The following is a 16,046-nucleotide window of genomic DNA, read 5'->3' as shown; positions in this document are numbered from 1 at the left end:
GGGCAAAATTTATAAAGTCATTCGATGCTTTGTCTAAAGGAGGGGCGGTATTATCGACAGGCAATGCTTCGATAAAATAAATCAGCAGCGTATCTCCCAGCGAGTGGTCGGTAAAGCAAAGCTGGGAGATGCATCGGGACGGTAAATTTAGCTTGGTCGGTGAGGACCTTCTAGCTCAAGGGGCTCTCTTTCAATCGGTTCTTTAGGTCCGGCAAATTTAGGTTTCATATCAAGAATATATACATCTATAAGAGCTTTGATCCTGGCAAGCACTTCACGAACCCTTATTTTTAGTCCTGCCAATCCCTTGGGCTCTGGGACCGCAAGGCATATCGCATCAATTTTATTCCTGCCAGCAATAAACAATGCACGCTCACAGTGAAAGCGTTGGGTAATAATAACGAAGTGGTTGGCATCGAAGACACTCTTGGCTCTGACGACAGAATCTAGGGTTCTGAATCCGGCATAATCCAGTACGATGTCTTGCTCTGGAATACCCGATTTAAGCAAATCTCGTTTCATTGTCCATGGCTCGTTGTATGAGCGGTGGGCATTATCGCCACTCAGTAGCAAAATATCGACTTTTCCTTCTTTGTATAGCTGCTGGGCGGCATCGATCCGGTATTGATAATAAGGGTTTAGTGAGCGGGCGATATATTTGCTGGTACCGAGCACTAGACCAATAGAGCGGGTAGGGGTGTCTTGCGTGCTAGCAAAGATCCGAGACGAGGCTTGATCGGAGAACCATCTGTCGATCAATAAGATACAGGAGATAAGTAAAATACAGCCAATGGCACTGAAACGTATGATATTCAATAACTTCATAACGTCCCGGATTTTGGTTGGGCTGGTAAACCTGCCAGAGAACGCTGACTTCTCCGGCTAATGAAAAAAAGCATGTGTTTCTAAAATCCCTTGTAAGGCGAGTCGCGCCAAAAATAGTGTAACTGTGTCGCTCAAGTGTGAAGATACCTCGGCTCAATAGGAAAAATCAATGCAGTAGAACTTCGCTATTTGCGAGGGGTAGGCACCAATAACGATACGCTTCAGTAGTTTAACCCAATCGCCCGGATCTGTTGTGTTAAATAAGCGTCAAATGCATTGCATATGGGTGATACGCTGGACAGCGTGGTGGCAGGAAAACAAAAAGCCCTTTGGTCGGACATACTGGATTTGAACCAGCGACCCCTACTCCCCCAGAGTAGTGCGCTACCAAACTGCGCTAATGTCCGCCAAAAGGCTTTATATTCATTGCTTTAGCGAATGATTGACAATGATTCTACAGTACCAAGATAAGAATGCAATAGGCTAAGTTTGTGAAAATAATACCTGCCTCTCATTATTAGCTCTAAATCTATTTGTCTGATTTAAAAGTAATCAATTTTCAATCACCACGGTAGGGCCACAGTTTCCGGCAAACGACGGCAGAGCCGGGCCCGAAGAGAGTATGCTGGAGAGGGAGTCCTGTTGTTCAAAATCCTTGCCCAAACTTAATCTTATTTCCTGGAGGTAGCGTTTTTTAATGCACGATAGCTGGATCCGATTGACGGCATGGGAGCCAAAACTATCGGTAAGTACTTGCTTGAACGGCTCAATAGGCATCTGTTGGCCAGCATGCTGTTTGATATATCGTCCAATTAATGAGGCATCAACTTGGCGGACTAATGAGGTGGCTAAGAGAAAATAGTCATCATCCTCACGGTGTTGGCAGCTCCCGTGCTTTTTCCATTGATATGCCCCAAAATCTGTCTGGTAATAAAAATTGGGTATCCAGGGAGCGATAGCATCGATTGTCTCTGGTTTTAGTTCCATGGCTTTATCCGGATCGCAGTAGCCATAGCGAATACCGCAAGATTGCCGAGTGGGCCATAAGCCGTGTAGGGTAAGGTTGTAAATGGCGAGCTGCTGTCGGTGGATGGCTGTGCATTCCGGCTTCGCTGCATGCCCAGTAGCATGCTCGCAGAAACCATGCTGCCAGCTAATAGCAAGCAAGTACGAATCATATTGGCCTTTGGCTTTGCACTGCTGATTGGTTACCTTTTCCTTGAGCGGAGGTGAAAAATCGGACTGCCCGCAAGATAGGTTAACCCAGCGTAGTGCCGGAGAGGCTGCGGGGACAACAATTTGCAGCCACTCTCCATCGGGTTTGTTACGGGCATGAATGGCATATTGCTGTTGTGGTATCACGTTGATATCACCAGGGTTGGAATGTTGGCGAAAAGATTGAAATGCAGGGCAAGGTTTTGTTGCTTCGAATACACCTTTCACTTTGCTTGAGGCAAATGACACTGCCGTAAAACTAGTAACTATTAGTAATTGAATTAACCGCTTTAATAACCAAGCCATGATAATAGTTGTGGTGTAAGCCAGCCATATGTAAGAGTATATATCGAAGTCACTTGCAGGGGGCTGGAGCTGGCTTCATGATGTTCAATATTAGAGAAAATGTTGGCAGGCTTAATGCGCTTTGGTGAATCTATTTGCTAAAGTGTACACCCTAGTCCACAATCACTATATGCAGTCAAACCCTGCTGATTGCTGAATATTTGATAATTTCCTTAAATTTATGTTCACAAGGATTCTAACAAGAGGTATTATCATCGTATCTACCCGTTGTAGTTCCTAACTATTGCCACTCTTTGCTTCTGACAACTTATGTGCTGCATTGAATGTGGTTCAATATGAAAAGAATTCTCTTGCCATCGATGCAAGATAAAATATTTTTGAATGTTATTTGCATATCATCATGACATCGCTTGAATAGCCATTTCAGTCGGCGACTTCAGTGCATGATATTCAGTTTAAGAGGTAATATTGATGGATAACTTTGCAGCTGCTGAGAAAGCATTATCAGCGATGCTTAATAGTGTTGAAGCTAAAACTGTAAAAGTTGATACTAAAACAGGTGTTATAAAAGAAGAGCGTGTTGACTACCGCCAGGTACTAATCGATTTTGCTGATGAAGTACCGGGACGTCAGAAAGCGGTGATTAAGCGCATGCCTCTACACAAAATTAACAATCTTATTGCTGTTCTCCATGAGTTTAAAGATGAAGCCCGTCAGGTACGTATGATGGAAATTCTCGCGCTTATGGAAAAAGATGGTGTTTCTCCCGAAGAACTAGTTGAAACAAACGAAGAATAAAAACACTTCAGCCTATTGCTGACATTAGCCCGCCTTCAGTTTGAATACTGTTGGGTTAATTCAATAATTCTCTGAACATATACATGTTTCAGAAATTGTTGCTCTATTTATCTAGAGTAACCCCCTCATATGCCTCTTAAATGTGTCAATCAAACGATTGGCACATTTTTCTTTATTCCATATGCACGCTGTTTCTTCCTTGTTGGGATGTAATTAAATACATATACCTGTATCTAGACTATTAGTATTAGGGCTACGGCATTCCTGATAGTATGCTTATGTGAGAATTAAATATTAAGTAAAAGGTTAAATAGTGGATACATTGGTAGAAGCACATCAGCTGGGAAAAAGCTACGGGAGGTTCCGAGCGCTGATGGGCATTAATTTTACAATTAAACCGGGGCAGGTGTTGGGGATTCTGGGCCACAATGGTGCCGGGAAATCTTCATTAATCAAGTGTTTACTAGGTGCTCATGAATATGATGGGTCACTGAGTGTTTTCGGGCTGGAACCAAGAAAAGAACGTGTAAACATTGTCCGGGACTTGGCTTACCTGTCGGATGTCGCCGTACTTCCGGAGTGGATGACAGTAAGGCAAATCGTCAAATACAGTGCAGGCGTGCATCCAAATTTCGACCAAGAGCTTGCCCAACAGTATTTATCGCAAACGGATATTCCGCTATCAACCAAAATCGGGCGTCTGTCGAAAGGAATGAAGGTGCAATTGCATCTAGCCCTGGTAATGTCAGCCGATGTGAAACTATTGATCTTGGATGAGCCCACGCTTGGCTTAGACCTGATGTTCAGAGAGCGGTTTTATAATCAGCTTATCGAGTGGCTAAAGAAGGGTGAGCGTTCCATGATTATTGCTAGCCATGAAGTTGACGAGGTGTCTCATCTGCTAACCGAACTGCTTATCTTAAAAAAAGGCAAAGCAGTGATGAATGGCACTGTCGATGAGCTTAAAGGGCGCTTTCAGAAGGTTATTGTTAACGAAGAAAATCTGCGTCAAGCAGAAGCGGCGAGGCCCATCTATATCCAACATGGGGTAAAAGAGTCCATGTGTTTTTTCGAAAACGGTAAAGCCGAAAAGCTATCGGCACTCGGTGAGGTCTGTGAACCTTCTTTGTCTGAGGTCTTCATTGCCCTGCAGCAGGAGGATGTATGAGAGCCTGGTTCACACTGCTTGAAAAAGAATTGATTGAGCACCGCATTGTCATTCGGTTACCGCTTTTGCTGCTGGCCTTTGCGATCATTAACTTTGTCTTTGTGATGCAGGGCGATAATGTTGCCCTTTCGATCCAGTCCAGCGGACAGGGAGTGATCGACTGGGGGGTAGCGCAAGGGACGTTTGCCGGGTTGGTCGGCAAGCTTAACGAAGTGGTCGCCGGTATTGTTTACCTGGTGTTGTTCTTTATTTACGTCCCCAAAACGTTGCGCAAAGAAAAACAGGAAGGCAGCTTACTATTTTGGCGCTCAATGCCTGTCTCTGACTATCAGGCTGTAGCTGCGAAACTGATATTTGCGCTGGTGGTGATTCCATTGATAGCCTCTGCCTTGATGATTGCCGCCGACTTTATCGTTTGGGTCATGGCAACCTTGTGGCTACATCAAGAGATGATGGCAAACTGGGGGATCTCCATTGCAAATCTATTGGGCCACTGGTGGGCCTTTTCCGGCCGGTTGGCATTGATGAGTATCGCCCTTTTTCCTATCGGCGCAGGACTTATGGCTTTGTCCCAGTTGACCAGATACCCGCTTCTCGCGGCGATTCTGACGGTGATCCTGTTTAAAATCGCGATGTTCCAAGCAACAGGGTCGAGCGAAGCCGGTGCCGTGCTATCCGAGATTTACGGGTTGCCTTTTTCTATCTTGACGAGCTCGTCGGCATATACGGTCTTTGCCGAGTTTGGTTATTTTTCGCATCTTGTGATGCTGGCGGTTGGCGTGGTGCTGTATTGGCTGAGCTGCTGGTTACGAGGGCGGGATGACATGTTGCGTATGATGTAGCCTTAGGGTATTTCGTATCAATAGCCACGCATAAAAAAACGGAGAATGTAACCATTCTCCGTTTTTTTGCTTTAAGCTGGCTAACTACTAAGCCGCTACAACAGTGTTTAGGTATTCTACTTCACGCTTGTATTTACGTACGTTGCGTGAAAGCGTACCTTTTGGCACATCAAAGCGCTTCTCTGCTTCATAGCTAGATAGGCCTTCGAAAATCACAGCCTCAACAGCAATGCGTTGATTCTCAGATTTAAAAATCCTCTGTGCGATAACTTTATATTGTGAACGGTTCATGTGATGTGTACTCGCTAGGCAAAAAACATTCCCAGAGAAAATCTCTAAGGAAGAAAAGTTAGTTCTCATTTATGATTGATGAGATTACCAGCTGAACCCTAACAGAACCTTAATCGATTAAGCGTAATCCTGTTGGTAGTGCATCACCGAATACGCGCTTAGTTTCACTCTCTGTCAAGACCTTGACGGTTGACACCATTTCTATCCAACTTTCTGGCGCTTTGCTGGCTTTTAGCTTCAATATAACGTCATTTCGGTTATTTTCGTCAATGTCCAAAGTACGGTCTCCGGTCATTCGACACATCATTACCGCCGCAAAAGCGATGTTTGGATCCTTGCGCCAGTCGAAATCCATCAGCTCCGGCAAGCAGTAGGCAACGTGCTGAGGCGTGAGCAAATTATGCGCACTGCCATAGAAAGGACTGCGGGTTGCGATACGGCCAATCGCCCACCAATGGGCCTGGGAGTACTGTGGTTTTTGCAGCCGGCCGAAGATCCACTCAATGAGCTGCAGCTTCTTGTCGAAAGGCAAGTTTTCTAAACTGGCAGCCAGCCTTACCATGTCTTCATAGCTGCGTTCTTGCATTTCCTTGGCCAGTTTGCTGTTACGGCTTGCAGCAGGGTTAATGTACTTCGCAATGTCCTTGTAGATGATCAGCTGTTGCTCCTGGCTCAGGCCACCGGCAATACGGCGCCAGAATGTCCACCAATCACTCCATGTCTGCGTGCTGCTACCGGCCTGAACACCGTGTTGGTAAAGCTGCCAGACTTGCTCCATGCGCCATTCATCGGATGGGTAACCGAAACCTGGGCGCATTGCAAAACCAGTCAGTTTCAGCCAGTTCCTTTCATGGAGATCGGAGCGGCGACGTCTTTTTTTGCTTTCGAGTAGCGCGTTTGCCAACTCCCTCAGGCATGGCGTTTCCCAGCTGTCGCGTTTGCCTAGGGTTTTCTCCAAATGGCTACGAAGCGTCTTGATAGTCTTGGGATCACTGTTTTTGGTACTGCCGCCATAGGCTTGTTTGACAAGGGCAATGGCATCGTCCATGCGCGCAGGCAAAGCAGATTGAGCAAGGGTCGAATCATCGCCGTCACGGTGCAGTTTGGCCAAATCCTTGCGGATGGCAAACTCGACTTTCCAGCGCTTGGTGTCATCGTGAATGCTGACACATTCCAGTTGCAGGGTGCCGACTTCCGTCAACTGGCAGGCGAGGGTGACCTCTTCCCGATCTTTCTGGTTGGCGGCCAGTTCTGCACGATCGCGATCACTGTCAAGGGTGGCAATGAAAGGCGGCAGTGAGACAAAGCTCTCTTCATCTATGGTAAAGATCTCTCCGGCTTGGGTGTGGCTGTCGTCGGTTGAAGAAACCAGGTTAAAGCGTACCGGCTCGCCCAAGGTCAGGGCGAACTTGCGATCCTTCAGACGAATTTCGGTACTTTCGTCAATGCCTTTTGGCAGCAGGCACAAGCCTTGTTTTGTGCGTTTCTTATTTTCCAGTACCAAGAAGAAGGAGCGGGCAGAGCCACCACCAATCTTGAGCTGGGCACCATGGCGAGCTTTGGCATAGGCAACGGCCCCATAGGCCACAGCAAGATCCGGGTGTGGGTTATCAAGCTGTATGACGGTGTCACCTTTCCAGTGAGAAAAGGTGTCCAGTACGCGGCTGGATAACAACGGACTGTTGAAAACCCCACCATTGAGCAATACCGCAACCGGAATGGCCGGCTGATCGGCGCCTGGTGCCAAGGTGCTATTTGCCAGGGACTCTCGGCAAACAGAATCATGCAGGGCGATGAATTGGGCCAGGTGTTTGCTGATAGCCGGATCCGCGGCATACGGCAAACCGAACTCGATCACAGCCGCCTGGCGATGGCTTGGTTGATCGCTGAAGTCGGTTCGCGGGAAGAAGCCATCAAGCGCGATTTGATGGACTTCATCGCGTGTCATATCGATGCTCTTGGCGCCGCCAATCAGGCGGGAGCCACTGCCCAGCATGGTGACCTTCGCCGTGTCAGGAGCATTGCCGGAAAGGAGCTGCTCTTTGACTTTGCGGGTCTGCTGGATCAGCTTAGACAGACCAGACGCACTTAGCTTCTTGCTGCCGCCATGCAAGCGCTGCTCGGCGAGATGGGCGAGGGCAAGGTCAATGTTGTCACCGCCAAGCATAAGGTGGTCACCAACCCCGATTCGGTCCAGCGTCAGCTTGTCGTCTTTGGTGCCAACTTTGATCAGGCTCAAGTCAGTAGTACCGCCGCCCACATCGCAGACCATCAACAGCGGGATATCCTTGAGTATGTCTTCGGCGTGGTCTTTGTTCTTGGCATACCAGTCGTAACAGACAGCCTGAGGCTCTTCGAGCAGCAGGATATCACCGAAGCCAGCGAGCTTGGCCGCTTCTAACGTTAAGGCCCGCGCGCCTTCGTCGAAGGAAGCCGGCACGGTGATTACGACTTCCTGATCTTTGAGTTTGTCACCCTGATGGTGGTAATCCCATGCCTGGCGGACATGGTTGAGATAGCTGGCGCTAGCAATTACCGGCGAGACTTTCTCCACACTGCTATTGGATGACCAGGGGAGGATAGCCTCGGTTCTGTCGACGCCGGTGTGTGATAACCAGCTTTTGGCACTCACCACCTGGCGGCCTTCCACTTTGGCACCCATTTCCCTGGCAAGCTCACCGATGATGGCATGTTCAATGTCACCCTCGACAGGCTCGATATCCCAGGGCAAGACCATCAGTGATGGGTCGATTTCACCTGCGGCAGGGTGGTAGCGGAAAGAAGGGAGAAGTGGTTTTCGGGCGACCTCGCCTGGAGCGATAAGTTGGTCTATTTCGAAAATCTCAATCGGGCTCGATTCTAGGTTGTCTGAAATCGGTGTGTAAGCGACAACGGTGTGGGTTGTCCCGAGATCAATACCGACAAGGTAGCGAGGAGAAGTCATTCATTACTCCAGACGTGTTGTTTTAATACTTTTTAAGGCTTTCGATAGTATCCCAAAAAGCCGTTGAGTGCATTAATGAAGGCTTTATCTTCAAGATTAAATCTTTGATTTCAATAAAAGAAAATTAAATGGATAAAAAAAACGGCGCCCTGAGGCGCCGTTTGTAATAACTGTATGTTATTTATCGCGAACGTCGAATTCGACCTGCCATTTCTGGCCGCCGTCGGTCGGGATCGCTTCAAGGCAAAGGGTGCCCAGCTCAGTAACACGAGAAGCCAGGCGAACCGGTACAATTTCACCTGCGCTACGGCCTTCAGAAACCGGAAGGGTAACCTGAATTGCTGGCAGCTCTTCGAGTTCTTCTGGTTGCCACCAATCTAGGTGGGTGCCAGCAGGGTCATCACGGCGAACCGTTGAACCAAAGAACTTGAATTGTACTGGCTGGCCAATCACCAGGCCGAACTCGCGGCTAGGTACATCGGCATGAGTACCTTCTTCCATACCGAATGGCGCAACACAAAGTGCTTCCAGAGGCGGCTCCATACCAGGGATAGCTGGCATAGCACTTTCGATACCGACATAGTAGCTGCTCGCGATACCGCCGCGGATACGAACGCCTTTGCCTTTGCGTACCGAGCCGTAGTATGACGCACCGCTCGCAACCGCAAGGTCGAGGTCTAGGCCTTCAAGCAGTTTGGCTTCTGGGCTACCGGCCGTCGTCAGCCAGCTGTTGATGATTGACAGCAGGCGCTCGGAAAGCAGATCAGATTTCAGCACACCACCGTTGAACAGGATAGCGGTAGGGCGGATGAAGCCTTCGTGCAGTTGATCGTATTTCTCGAACAGCTCGTCAACCGCTGAGGACTGGCGGCTAAGGAAACCCGCAACATGGCGTGATACCGCTGCATCTTGCGCGTACGGTAGGCCCATCTGGGTCAATGCACCACGCTGCATTTCTACCGGGTGTTGCTCGATGGTGTTGCGAGGGAAGAAGCCTTCAACCAGCGTTTGCTGCACTTCTTCCTGGGTCAGTTCAGTTTGCAGTGTGCCGCCCAGCAACTTAGAGCCACGGCTTGGAACCACAATCGGCACAGCCTGCAGTTCGGCGTCGCTCAGCAGAGCTTCTTTAGCGTCACGGCAGGCGTGGGTAATGGCCTGAATTTGCCATGGCTGAAGCTGTTTGCCTTCTTGTGCAAGCTTCATCTTCAAGCGGTAGGCCAGGGCAAGGTCCATGTTGTCACCGCCCAGCAGGATATGATCACCAACAGCAACACGGTTAAGGGTAAGGTTACCGTCATCTTCGGTGACCGCAACCAAGGACAAGTCAGTCGTACCACCACCGATATCGACCACCAGGATGATATCGCCTACGGAGACTTGGTCGCGCCACGTATCGTCGTTGTTCTTCAGCCAGCTATATACAGCGGCCTGTGGCTCTTCAAGCAGCGTCATGTGCTTGAAGCCCACTTCACGGGCTGCTTCAGCGGTTAGATCGCGTGCCGCTGGGTCGAATGACGCAGGAACCGTAATCGTCACGTCCTGCTCGAACAACGGCGTTTCTGGGTGCTGGTTGTTCCAAGCTTCTGCTAGGTGAGCAAGGTATTGGCGAGTCGCTTCTAATGGCGATGCCTTGGTCACTTCTTCTGGGCTGTTCAGTGGCAGGAAGGCATCACGACGGTTCACACCACCGTGGCACAGCCAGCTTTTTGCACTCGCAATCAAACGAATTGGGGTTTTGCTACCGAGGTTACGGGCCATGGCACCAACAATTGCGTTAGGCTTGGCAGACCATGGTAGGGCAGTATCACCTTCAGCTAGCTCAGACTCATGCGCCTGATACATGAAAGAAGGAAGTTGGCTCTTTTCTTCTACATTGCCCGGCGTTGTTAGCTGGGCAATAGGCATGACATTGACGCTGGCGTCTTCGTCTTGCAGATCAACATAAGATAATACGCAGTGTGTGGTACCAAGGTCGATACCAACACTGTAACGGTGTTCTTGAATTTCTTGCATCACAGTTCTACCTCAGCGGCGGCAACAATTTTTGCGTCGTGACCTTCAGCCAGTTTAGGCAGTTTAATGTCAGTCACTTTCCAGCCGCGGTGGATTAGGGTTCCGGTAAATGGCGCTTCGCCAACAACATTACCTGTTAGGCGAACTTCAGAAGCGTTGAAGCCTTTTGGTAATGTAATACGTGTTTCTTCTTCTTCGTCACGTACAGGGGCAAAGCTGAAGTATTCGGTCAGTACTTTTTGGCCGCCTTCATGAATAACGCGGGCAGCAGCACCGATTTCGGCATCGCTGAAGCCTTTTAGATCTTCTTGCATGAAGTCAATAAAGCGTGCTTCTTGCTGAAGCAGGGAAAGCAGTTGCAGAGCCGCATCGGGAGTTGAGGTTTTTAGCTTAGGCTCAACTTCAACAATCTTCTCGATGATTTTTTCAACTTCAACAACTTTTTCGACCTCGACGATTTTCTCGACAGGTTTTTCGACCTCAACGATTTTCTCGACTTCTTTCTCAACAACTTTCTCGACTTCGACAGGTTTACCTTTTTTGGAGATATAAAGAACCAGCATGACGAGTACCAAACCGCCGAGCCAAGCATGTCCCATATCAATCGTTGTCGGCATTGCCGATAAGTCCACAGTTAATTCAGAAAAATCAAAAGCCATATGTCGTCTTCTCTATATGAGTGAGAGTTTAATTCACAAATTAGGGCGAATATTATCATAATCAAGGTGCATTACACCTAAGGGGGGTATTTTTTTGCCCTCTATTAAGCATTTAGCCGCCTTAGTCGCTTAATTTAACATCAAATAATGTTTACATTGCTCTGTCATTTCGTGGTTTATAAAATGATACACTGCTTTTGCCTAGTGTTTTGAACAATCATATCTTTCATTTTTAGCGCAAAATGTTCCGTTCAGTGAGGCTATTCATGAAATTACCATTCAGTAGCAGCACCGAGGGGCGGAATTCGCTACACTAGCGCCGTAATCAATCAATCCTAGGTAAGAGAATGTCTTCTGATTTTTATGGAACCAGTGCCGCCTATGCCCGCAAAGAGCAGGGCTACCGCGAGAAAGCGCTGAAACTATACCCTTGGGTATGTGGCCGCTGTGCCCGTGAGTTTGTGTATTCGAACCTGAGGGAGTTGACGGTCCACCATGTTGACCATGACCACACCAATAACCCTGAAGATGGCAGCAACTGGGAATTACTGTGCCTGTTCTGTCATGATCATGAGCACGAAAAATACACCGAGCACGACAATCAAATGGGCAGTGTGGTGAAAGCGGGCGAAGATGATCATCAGGCGGCGACATTCAATCCATTCGCTGATCTCAAAGCTATGATGGAAAAGAAAAAGTAGCCTATTACCCGCTGGCCAGAGTTAAGGGTAATTCAATACCTGCTTAATTTCTGCGATATTATCGGCGATCCACGTTTTGTTGATCGCCCCCCAATCTTTAATCTCGTACTTTCCACTGCGATTTCGCTCGCCCTGTGTTTGCTTGAAAATACAAACAATATCGAGATCTGCCAGGCTCTTGATGGTGTCCTGTGCGGTACGCCGCGGCATGCCGGTATATTCCAAAATATCTGGCACGCTAGCGATACCTGAGTCAATCAGGTGAGCGACATAAAGCCGTCGGTAAAAACTGGATTTGGTTTTGCTGATAGCCATTCCCTGACCTTTTTTCAAACAACTACTTAGCTAACACCCTAGCATCATTGCCCGGGATTTTATACCAGTGTTGCTAAATACCTTTGGTTTGATGCACGCCCGGTGAATTTTTTTAATCTTATCAAGTTATCAATTTCGATGAAGCTTACTAGAGTTATAAGTATCCAACAAAATTGGAGAAAGTAATGAGTGATGCTAACCGGCACCGTTCTGAGCTGAAGGCTTTTCTGTTTATTACCATCATACTGTTTCCCATTCTTGCTGTTGCCGTTGTCGGAGGCTATGGGTTTTTCGTGTGGTTTTTACAGGTACTAGCAGGCTAGTAATAATTAAAAACAATAGCTTGTGTGATTGTCTTTACCGTGAAGCAATAGTTGAGTGAGAAAGCAATGAAATGTTCCCGGCGTAAGTTTATCAAAGCACAGGCCGCGGCCAGTGCTGCCGCTGCGGCAGGGATCTCGATCCCTGTGGTGGCAAGTAATGTTGTTACAGATGCATCGAAAACCCAAATCAGTTGGGAGAAAGCTCCCTGTAGATTTTGTGGGGTGGGGTGCTCGGTCAATGTAGGGGTTAAGGATAACAAGGTTGTCGCGACCCATGGTGATATCAAGTCACCGGTGAATCGTGGCCTTAACTGCGTAAAAGGCTATTTTCTCTCGAAGATCATGTATGGCGACGATCGTCTGACCCAGCCTCTTCTCAGAATGAAAGATGGCAAGTTTGATAAAGAGGGCGATTTCACGCCGATAAGCTGGGATCAGGCCTTCGATATCATGACCGAAAAATGGAAGGCGGTGCTCAAAGAGAAAGGGCCCGAGGCCATTGGTATGTTCGGCTCGGGGCAATGGACGATCTATGAGGGCTATGCGGCCGCGAAGTTGATGAAGGCCGGCTTCCGCTCTAACAATATCGATCCCAATGCGCGGCACTGCATGGCCTCGGCGGTCGTTGGTTTTATGCGTACTTTTGGTGTCGACGAGCCCATGGGGTGTTACGACGATATCGAAGCGGCGGACGCGTTCGTGCTGTGGGGCTCCAACATGGCGGAGATGCACCCGATACTCTGGACAAGGGTAACGGACCGTCGGTTGTCCAATCCACAGGTCAAAGTGTCTGTGCTTTCTACGTTTGAGCACCGCAGCTTTGAACTGGCCGATATCCCGATCGTCTTCGAACCCCAAACCGATCTTGCCATCCTCAACTTTATCGCCAATTACATTATTACCAATGACAAAGTCAATCAGGACTTTATTGGCAAGCATGTTAATTTCCGTCGTGGGGCAACCGATATCGGCTATGGGCTGCGACCAGAAAATCCGCTCCAGCAACAGGCGAAAAATCCTGACAGCGGTGACTCTGAACCGATGACCTTCGATGAGTTCAAGGCGTTTGTGTCCGAGTACACGGCTGAAAAAGTCAGTGAAATGTCCGGGGTGAAACCGGAGCGGCTTATCGAGTTAGCCGAGCTTTACGCCGATCCCGATACCAAAGTGATGTCATTTTGGACCATGGGTTTTAACCAGCATACCCGGGGCGTGTGGTGTAATAACCTAGTTTACAATATTCATTTGCTCACCGGTAAAATTTCGACCCCCGGTAACAGTCCATTTTCACTGACCGGCCAGCCATCTGCCTGTGGTACCGCCCGTGAAGTCGGTACATTTGCCCACCGCCTGCCAGCCGATATGGTGGTGAATAACCCAGAGCACCGCAAAATCGCGGAGAAAATCTGGAAACTGCCTGATGGCACCATACCCGGCAAGGTCGGTGCCCATGCGGTGTTGCAAAGTCGAATGTTGAAAGACAGTAAAATCAATGCCTACTGGATCCAGGTAAATAATAACCTGCAGGCCGGGCCTAATATCAACGAGGAAATCCTGCCGGGTTACCGTAATCCGGATAACTTTATCGTGGTGTCGGATGCCTATCCGACAGCGACGGCTCAGGCGGCAGATTTGATCTTGCCCACGGCGATGTGGGTAGAAAAGGAAGGTGGCTACGGTAACGCAGAGCGCCGGACTCAGCTGTGGCATAAGATGGTCAATGCGCCTGGTGAGTCTAAGTCTGATCTGTGGCAGCTGGTCGAGTTCTCAAAACGCTTCAAGACCGATGAGGTCTGGCCGCAGGAGCTGCTCGACGCCAACCCTGATTACAAGGACAAAACCTTGTATGAGGTGCTGTTCGCCAACGGCCAAGTGAATCAGTTCCCACTCGAAGACATCTCGGAAGGACACAGTAACGACGAGTCGACGGAATATGGTTTCTACCTGCAAAAAGGGCTGTTCGAAGAGTACGCCCAGTTCGGCCGCGGCCATGGTCATGATTTGGCCCCGTTTGATGTTTACCATGAGGTGCGAGGCCTGCGCTGGCCAGTGGTCGATGGGAAGGAAACGCTGTGGCGTTACAAAGAAGGCTATGATCCTTACGTCAAGCCCGGCAGTGATTTTGAGTTCTATGGCAAGCCAGATGGAAGAGCCATTATCTTCGCCTTGCCGTATGAGCCACCGGCTGAGAGCCCGGATGAAGAGTATGATCTTTGGTTGTCAACCGGCCGGGTACTGGAGCACTGGCATTCAGGCTCGATGACACGCCGGGTACCGGAGCTGCACAAGTCATACCCTAACGCCCAAGTTTTCATGCATCCAGACGATGCTAAGGAAAGAGGGATGCGGCGTGGCGATGCGGTGAAAGTGATTTCGCGCCGGGGCGAGATCATAACCCGGGTTGAAACCAGGGGCAGAAACAAACCGCCGAAAGGGTTGGTCTATGTGCCATGGTTTGATTCAAGCCAGCTGATCAATAAGGTGACACTGGATGCCACCGATCCGCTCTCCAAACAGACAGATTTCAAGAAATGTGCTGTCAAAGTGGTAAAGGCATAGGAGTATCACCATGAACAAACTACTTGCTGTGCTTTTCTTGGTATTTACAACCGGAGTTGTCATTGCAGCAACGGAGGCGATAAAGGGGGATGAGCTGGCAACAACCCGGCAATATGCCTTGAACGGGGAGCCCCAACCGCCGGCGATGAACAAAACCATCAACAATGACAGGATCCCCAAGCGGAACTACCCAATGCAACCGCCGGTGATCCCCCACAAGATCGACAATTACCAAGTCGATTTGAATGCGAACAAATGTATGGCCTGCCATGCGCGTAGCCGGGTAGAAGATACACAGGCGAGAATGATCAGTGTCACTCACTATATGGATAGAGACGGTAACTTCCTAGCAGAATTGTCGCCACGGCGATATTTCTGCCAGCAGTGTCATGTGGTACAAACCGATGCGAAGCCATTGGTGGGCACTTCATTTACCGATCTCGATACGCTGCTCGATCAAGAGAAGTAAGGGAGGAAGCGTATGTGGCAATGGTTAAAAAAATGGTGGGCTCTCATTCGCTCGCCAGCAAAGTACTTCAGCCTTGGGTTTTTAACATTAGGTGGGTTCATCGCTGGCGTGATTTTCTGGGGGGCCTTCAATACAGGGATGGAGTTTACTAACTCCGAGCCATTCTGTATTAGCTGCCATGAAGATAATGTGTATCAGGAAATCCAGGGGACAATTCACTTTACCAACCGGACAGGGGTCAGGGCGATTTGTTCAGATTGTCATGTTCCACATGACTGGACGGATAAAATGGCCCGCAAGATGCAGGCTTCCAAAGAAGTCTGGGCTTGGATCACCGGAGCGATTTCAACACCGGAAAAATTTGATGCCCGCCGTTTGCACATGGCGGAGCGAGAATGGACCCGGATGAAGAAAAATGACTCGCTGGAGTGCCGCAACTGCCACGAGTTTAGTTATATGGACTTCACGCAGCAGTCCCAGCGCGCATCGGTTCAGCACTCGAGTTCCCTGGCGGATGGCTCTAAAACCTGTATTGATTGCCATAAGGGTATCGCTCACCGCCTTCCTGATATGAAAGGGGTTGAGGGCTTTTAGTGCATAAGTGGCATCTAAATAAAG

General features: G+C 48.8%; 15 protein-coding genes and 1 tRNA gene. 8 read left to right on the top strand and 8 right to left on the bottom strand.

Features of this window, described 5'->3' with window-relative positions; translation table 11 throughout:
* Positions 1-147: 147 nt before the first annotated feature.
* The 3 genes from PTW35_RS10015 to PTW35_RS10005 form a co-directional block, all read right to left on the bottom strand.
* Positions 148-825 carry an ElyC/SanA/YdcF family protein gene (locus PTW35_RS10015; protein ID WP_281024859.1) on the bottom strand — a complete coding sequence of 226 codons (678 nt, stop codon included), beginning with the start codon at positions 823-825 and terminating at the stop codon, positions 148-150.
* A gap of 330 nt (positions 826-1,155) precedes the next feature.
* Positions 1,156-1,232, bottom strand: a tRNA-Pro gene (locus tag PTW35_RS10010).
* Positions 1,233-1,377: 145 nt separating this feature from the next.
* Entirely contained in the window at positions 1,378-2,187 is an 810-nt protein-coding gene (locus PTW35_RS10005; protein WP_281024858.1) for a ribonuclease, read from the bottom strand.
* A 630-nt stretch (positions 2,188-2,817) separates the two neighbouring features.
* On the opposite strand from PTW35_RS10005, the gene PTW35_RS10000 reads away from it, so the two are divergent.
* From PTW35_RS10000 to PTW35_RS09990, 3 genes are all read left to right on the top strand, one after another.
* On the top strand, positions 2,818-3,144 hold the full coding sequence (locus PTW35_RS10000; RefSeq protein WP_281024857.1) for a hypothetical protein: 327 nt from the start codon (positions 2,818-2,820) through the stop codon (positions 3,142-3,144).
* A 313-nt stretch (positions 3,145-3,457) separates the two neighbouring features.
* Positions 3,458-4,312 (top strand): ABC transporter ATP-binding protein, encoded by an 855-nt coding sequence (locus PTW35_RS09995; RefSeq protein ID WP_281024856.1) that lies wholly within the window; start codon positions 3,458-3,460, stop codon positions 4,310-4,312.
* Positions 4,309-5,154, top strand: coding sequence for an ABC transporter (locus PTW35_RS09990; protein ID WP_281024855.1), 846 nt, complete (start codon positions 4,309-4,311; stop codon positions 5,152-5,154). The genes PTW35_RS09995 and PTW35_RS09990 overlap by 4 nt, the downstream gene beginning before the upstream one ends.
* Before the next feature lie 87 nt (positions 5,155-5,241).
* On the opposite strand, the gene PTW35_RS09985 is transcribed toward PTW35_RS09990, so the two are convergent.
* The 4 genes from PTW35_RS09985 to PTW35_RS09970 all read right to left on the bottom strand — a co-directional run bounded on the left by PTW35_RS09985 (position 5,242) and on the right by PTW35_RS09970 (position 11,061).
* Positions 5,242-5,445 (bottom strand): helix-turn-helix domain-containing protein, encoded by a 204-nt coding sequence (locus tag PTW35_RS09985; RefSeq protein ID WP_281024854.1) that lies wholly within the window; start codon positions 5,443-5,445, stop codon positions 5,242-5,244.
* Positions 5,446-5,554: 109 nt separating this feature from the next.
* Positions 5,555-8,389, bottom strand: a complete 2,835-nt coding sequence (locus PTW35_RS09980; RefSeq protein ID WP_281024853.1) for an Hsp70 family protein — start codon at positions 8,387-8,389, stop codon at positions 5,555-5,557.
* Positions 8,390-8,566: 177 nt separating this feature from the next.
* Entirely contained in the window at positions 8,567-10,402 is a 1,836-nt protein-coding gene (locus tag PTW35_RS09975) for an Hsp70 family protein (protein ID WP_281024852.1), read from the bottom strand.
* Entirely contained in the window at positions 10,402-11,061 is a 660-nt protein-coding gene (locus tag PTW35_RS09970) for a DUF2760 domain-containing protein (protein WP_044623461.1), read from the bottom strand. Before PTW35_RS09970 ends, PTW35_RS09975 begins: the two co-directional genes overlap by 1 nt.
* Before the next feature lie 347 nt (positions 11,062-11,408).
* Here PTW35_RS09970 and PTW35_RS09965 point away from each other — a divergent pair, with 347 nt between their 5' ends.
* Positions 11,409-11,762: a YajD family HNH nuclease gene (locus PTW35_RS09965; protein ID WP_044623460.1), complete on the top strand. Its 354-nt coding sequence runs from the start codon at positions 11,409-11,411 to the stop codon at positions 11,760-11,762.
* A 21-nt stretch (positions 11,763-11,783) separates the two neighbouring features.
* Here the strand turns inward: PTW35_RS09965 and PTW35_RS09960 are convergent, their stop codons facing one another.
* A complete protein-coding gene (locus PTW35_RS09960; RefSeq protein ID WP_281024851.1) occupies positions 11,784-12,077 on the bottom strand; it encodes a winged helix-turn-helix domain-containing protein in 294 nt (97 codons plus the stop codon).
* A 185-nt stretch (positions 12,078-12,262) separates the two neighbouring features.
* Here PTW35_RS09960 and PTW35_RS09955 point away from each other — a divergent pair, with 185 nt between their 5' ends.
* The 4 genes from PTW35_RS09955 to PTW35_RS09940 all read left to right on the top strand — a co-directional run bounded on the left by PTW35_RS09955 (position 12,263) and on the right by PTW35_RS09940 (position 16,022).
* Positions 12,263-12,400 (top strand): periplasmic nitrate reductase, NapE protein, encoded by a 138-nt coding sequence (locus tag PTW35_RS09955; protein ID WP_082060627.1) that lies wholly within the window; start codon positions 12,263-12,265, stop codon positions 12,398-12,400.
* A 66-nt stretch (positions 12,401-12,466) separates the two neighbouring features.
* Entirely contained in the window at positions 12,467-14,959 is a 2,493-nt protein-coding gene (gene napA / locus PTW35_RS09950) for a nitrate reductase catalytic subunit NapA (protein WP_281024850.1), read from the top strand.
* 10 nt (positions 14,960-14,969) lie between these two features.
* Positions 14,970-15,428, top strand: coding sequence for a nitrate reductase cytochrome c-type subunit (locus PTW35_RS09945; protein WP_281024849.1), 459 nt, complete (start codon positions 14,970-14,972; stop codon positions 15,426-15,428).
* Positions 15,429-15,440: 12 nt separating this feature from the next.
* Positions 15,441-16,022, top strand: a complete 582-nt coding sequence (locus tag PTW35_RS09940) for a NapC/NirT family cytochrome c (protein WP_281024848.1) — start codon at positions 15,441-15,443, stop codon at positions 16,020-16,022.
* Positions 16,023-16,046 lie beyond the last annotated feature (24 nt).

The organism is Photobacterium sp. DA100 (genome assembly GCF_029223585.1).
Classification (GTDB): Bacteria; Pseudomonadota; Gammaproteobacteria; order Enterobacterales; family Vibrionaceae; genus Photobacterium.
The sequence above is the reverse complement of the archived record's forward strand: the minus strand, read 5'-3'. Positions and strand labels throughout refer to the sequence as shown.

Coding starts and splice junctions, on each gene's coding strand:
- PTW35_RS10015 (WP_281024859.1), bottom strand. CDS start 825: ATGAAGTTATTGAATATCATACGTTTCAGTGCCATTGGCTGTATTTTA.
- PTW35_RS10000 (WP_281024857.1), top strand. CDS start 2,818: ATGGATAACTTTGCAGCTGCTGAGAAAGCATTATCAGCGATGCTTAAT.
- PTW35_RS09990 (WP_281024855.1), top strand. CDS start 4,309: ATGAGAGCCTGGTTCACACTGCTTGAAAAAGAATTGATTGAGCACCGC.
- PTW35_RS09985 (WP_281024854.1), bottom strand. CDS start 5,445: ATGAACCGTTCACAATATAAAGTTATCGCACAGAGGATTTTTAAATCT.
- PTW35_RS09980 (WP_281024853.1), bottom strand. CDS start 8,389: ATGACTTCTCCTCGCTACCTTGTCGGTATTGATCTCGGGACAACCCAC.
- PTW35_RS09975 (WP_281024852.1), bottom strand. CDS start 10,402: ATGCAAGAAATTCAAGAACACCGTTACAGTGTTGGTATCGACCTTGGT.
- PTW35_RS09970 (WP_044623461.1), bottom strand. CDS start 11,061: ATGGCTTTTGATTTTTCTGAATTAACTGTGGACTTATCGGCAATGCCG.
- PTW35_RS09965 (WP_044623460.1), top strand. CDS start 11,409: ATGTCTTCTGATTTTTATGGAACCAGTGCCGCCTATGCCCGCAAAGAG.
- PTW35_RS09960 (WP_281024851.1), bottom strand. CDS start 12,077: ATGGCTATCAGCAAAACCAAATCCAGTTTTTACCGACGGCTTTATGTC.
- PTW35_RS09955 (WP_082060627.1), top strand. CDS start 12,263: ATGAGTGATGCTAACCGGCACCGTTCTGAGCTGAAGGCTTTTCTGTTT.
- napA (WP_281024850.1), top strand. CDS start 12,467: ATGAAATGTTCCCGGCGTAAGTTTATCAAAGCACAGGCCGCGGCCAGT.
- PTW35_RS09945 (WP_281024849.1), top strand. CDS start 14,970: ATGAACAAACTACTTGCTGTGCTTTTCTTGGTATTTACAACCGGAGTT.
- PTW35_RS09940 (WP_281024848.1), top strand. CDS start 15,441: ATGTGGCAATGGTTAAAAAAATGGTGGGCTCTCATTCGCTCGCCAGCA.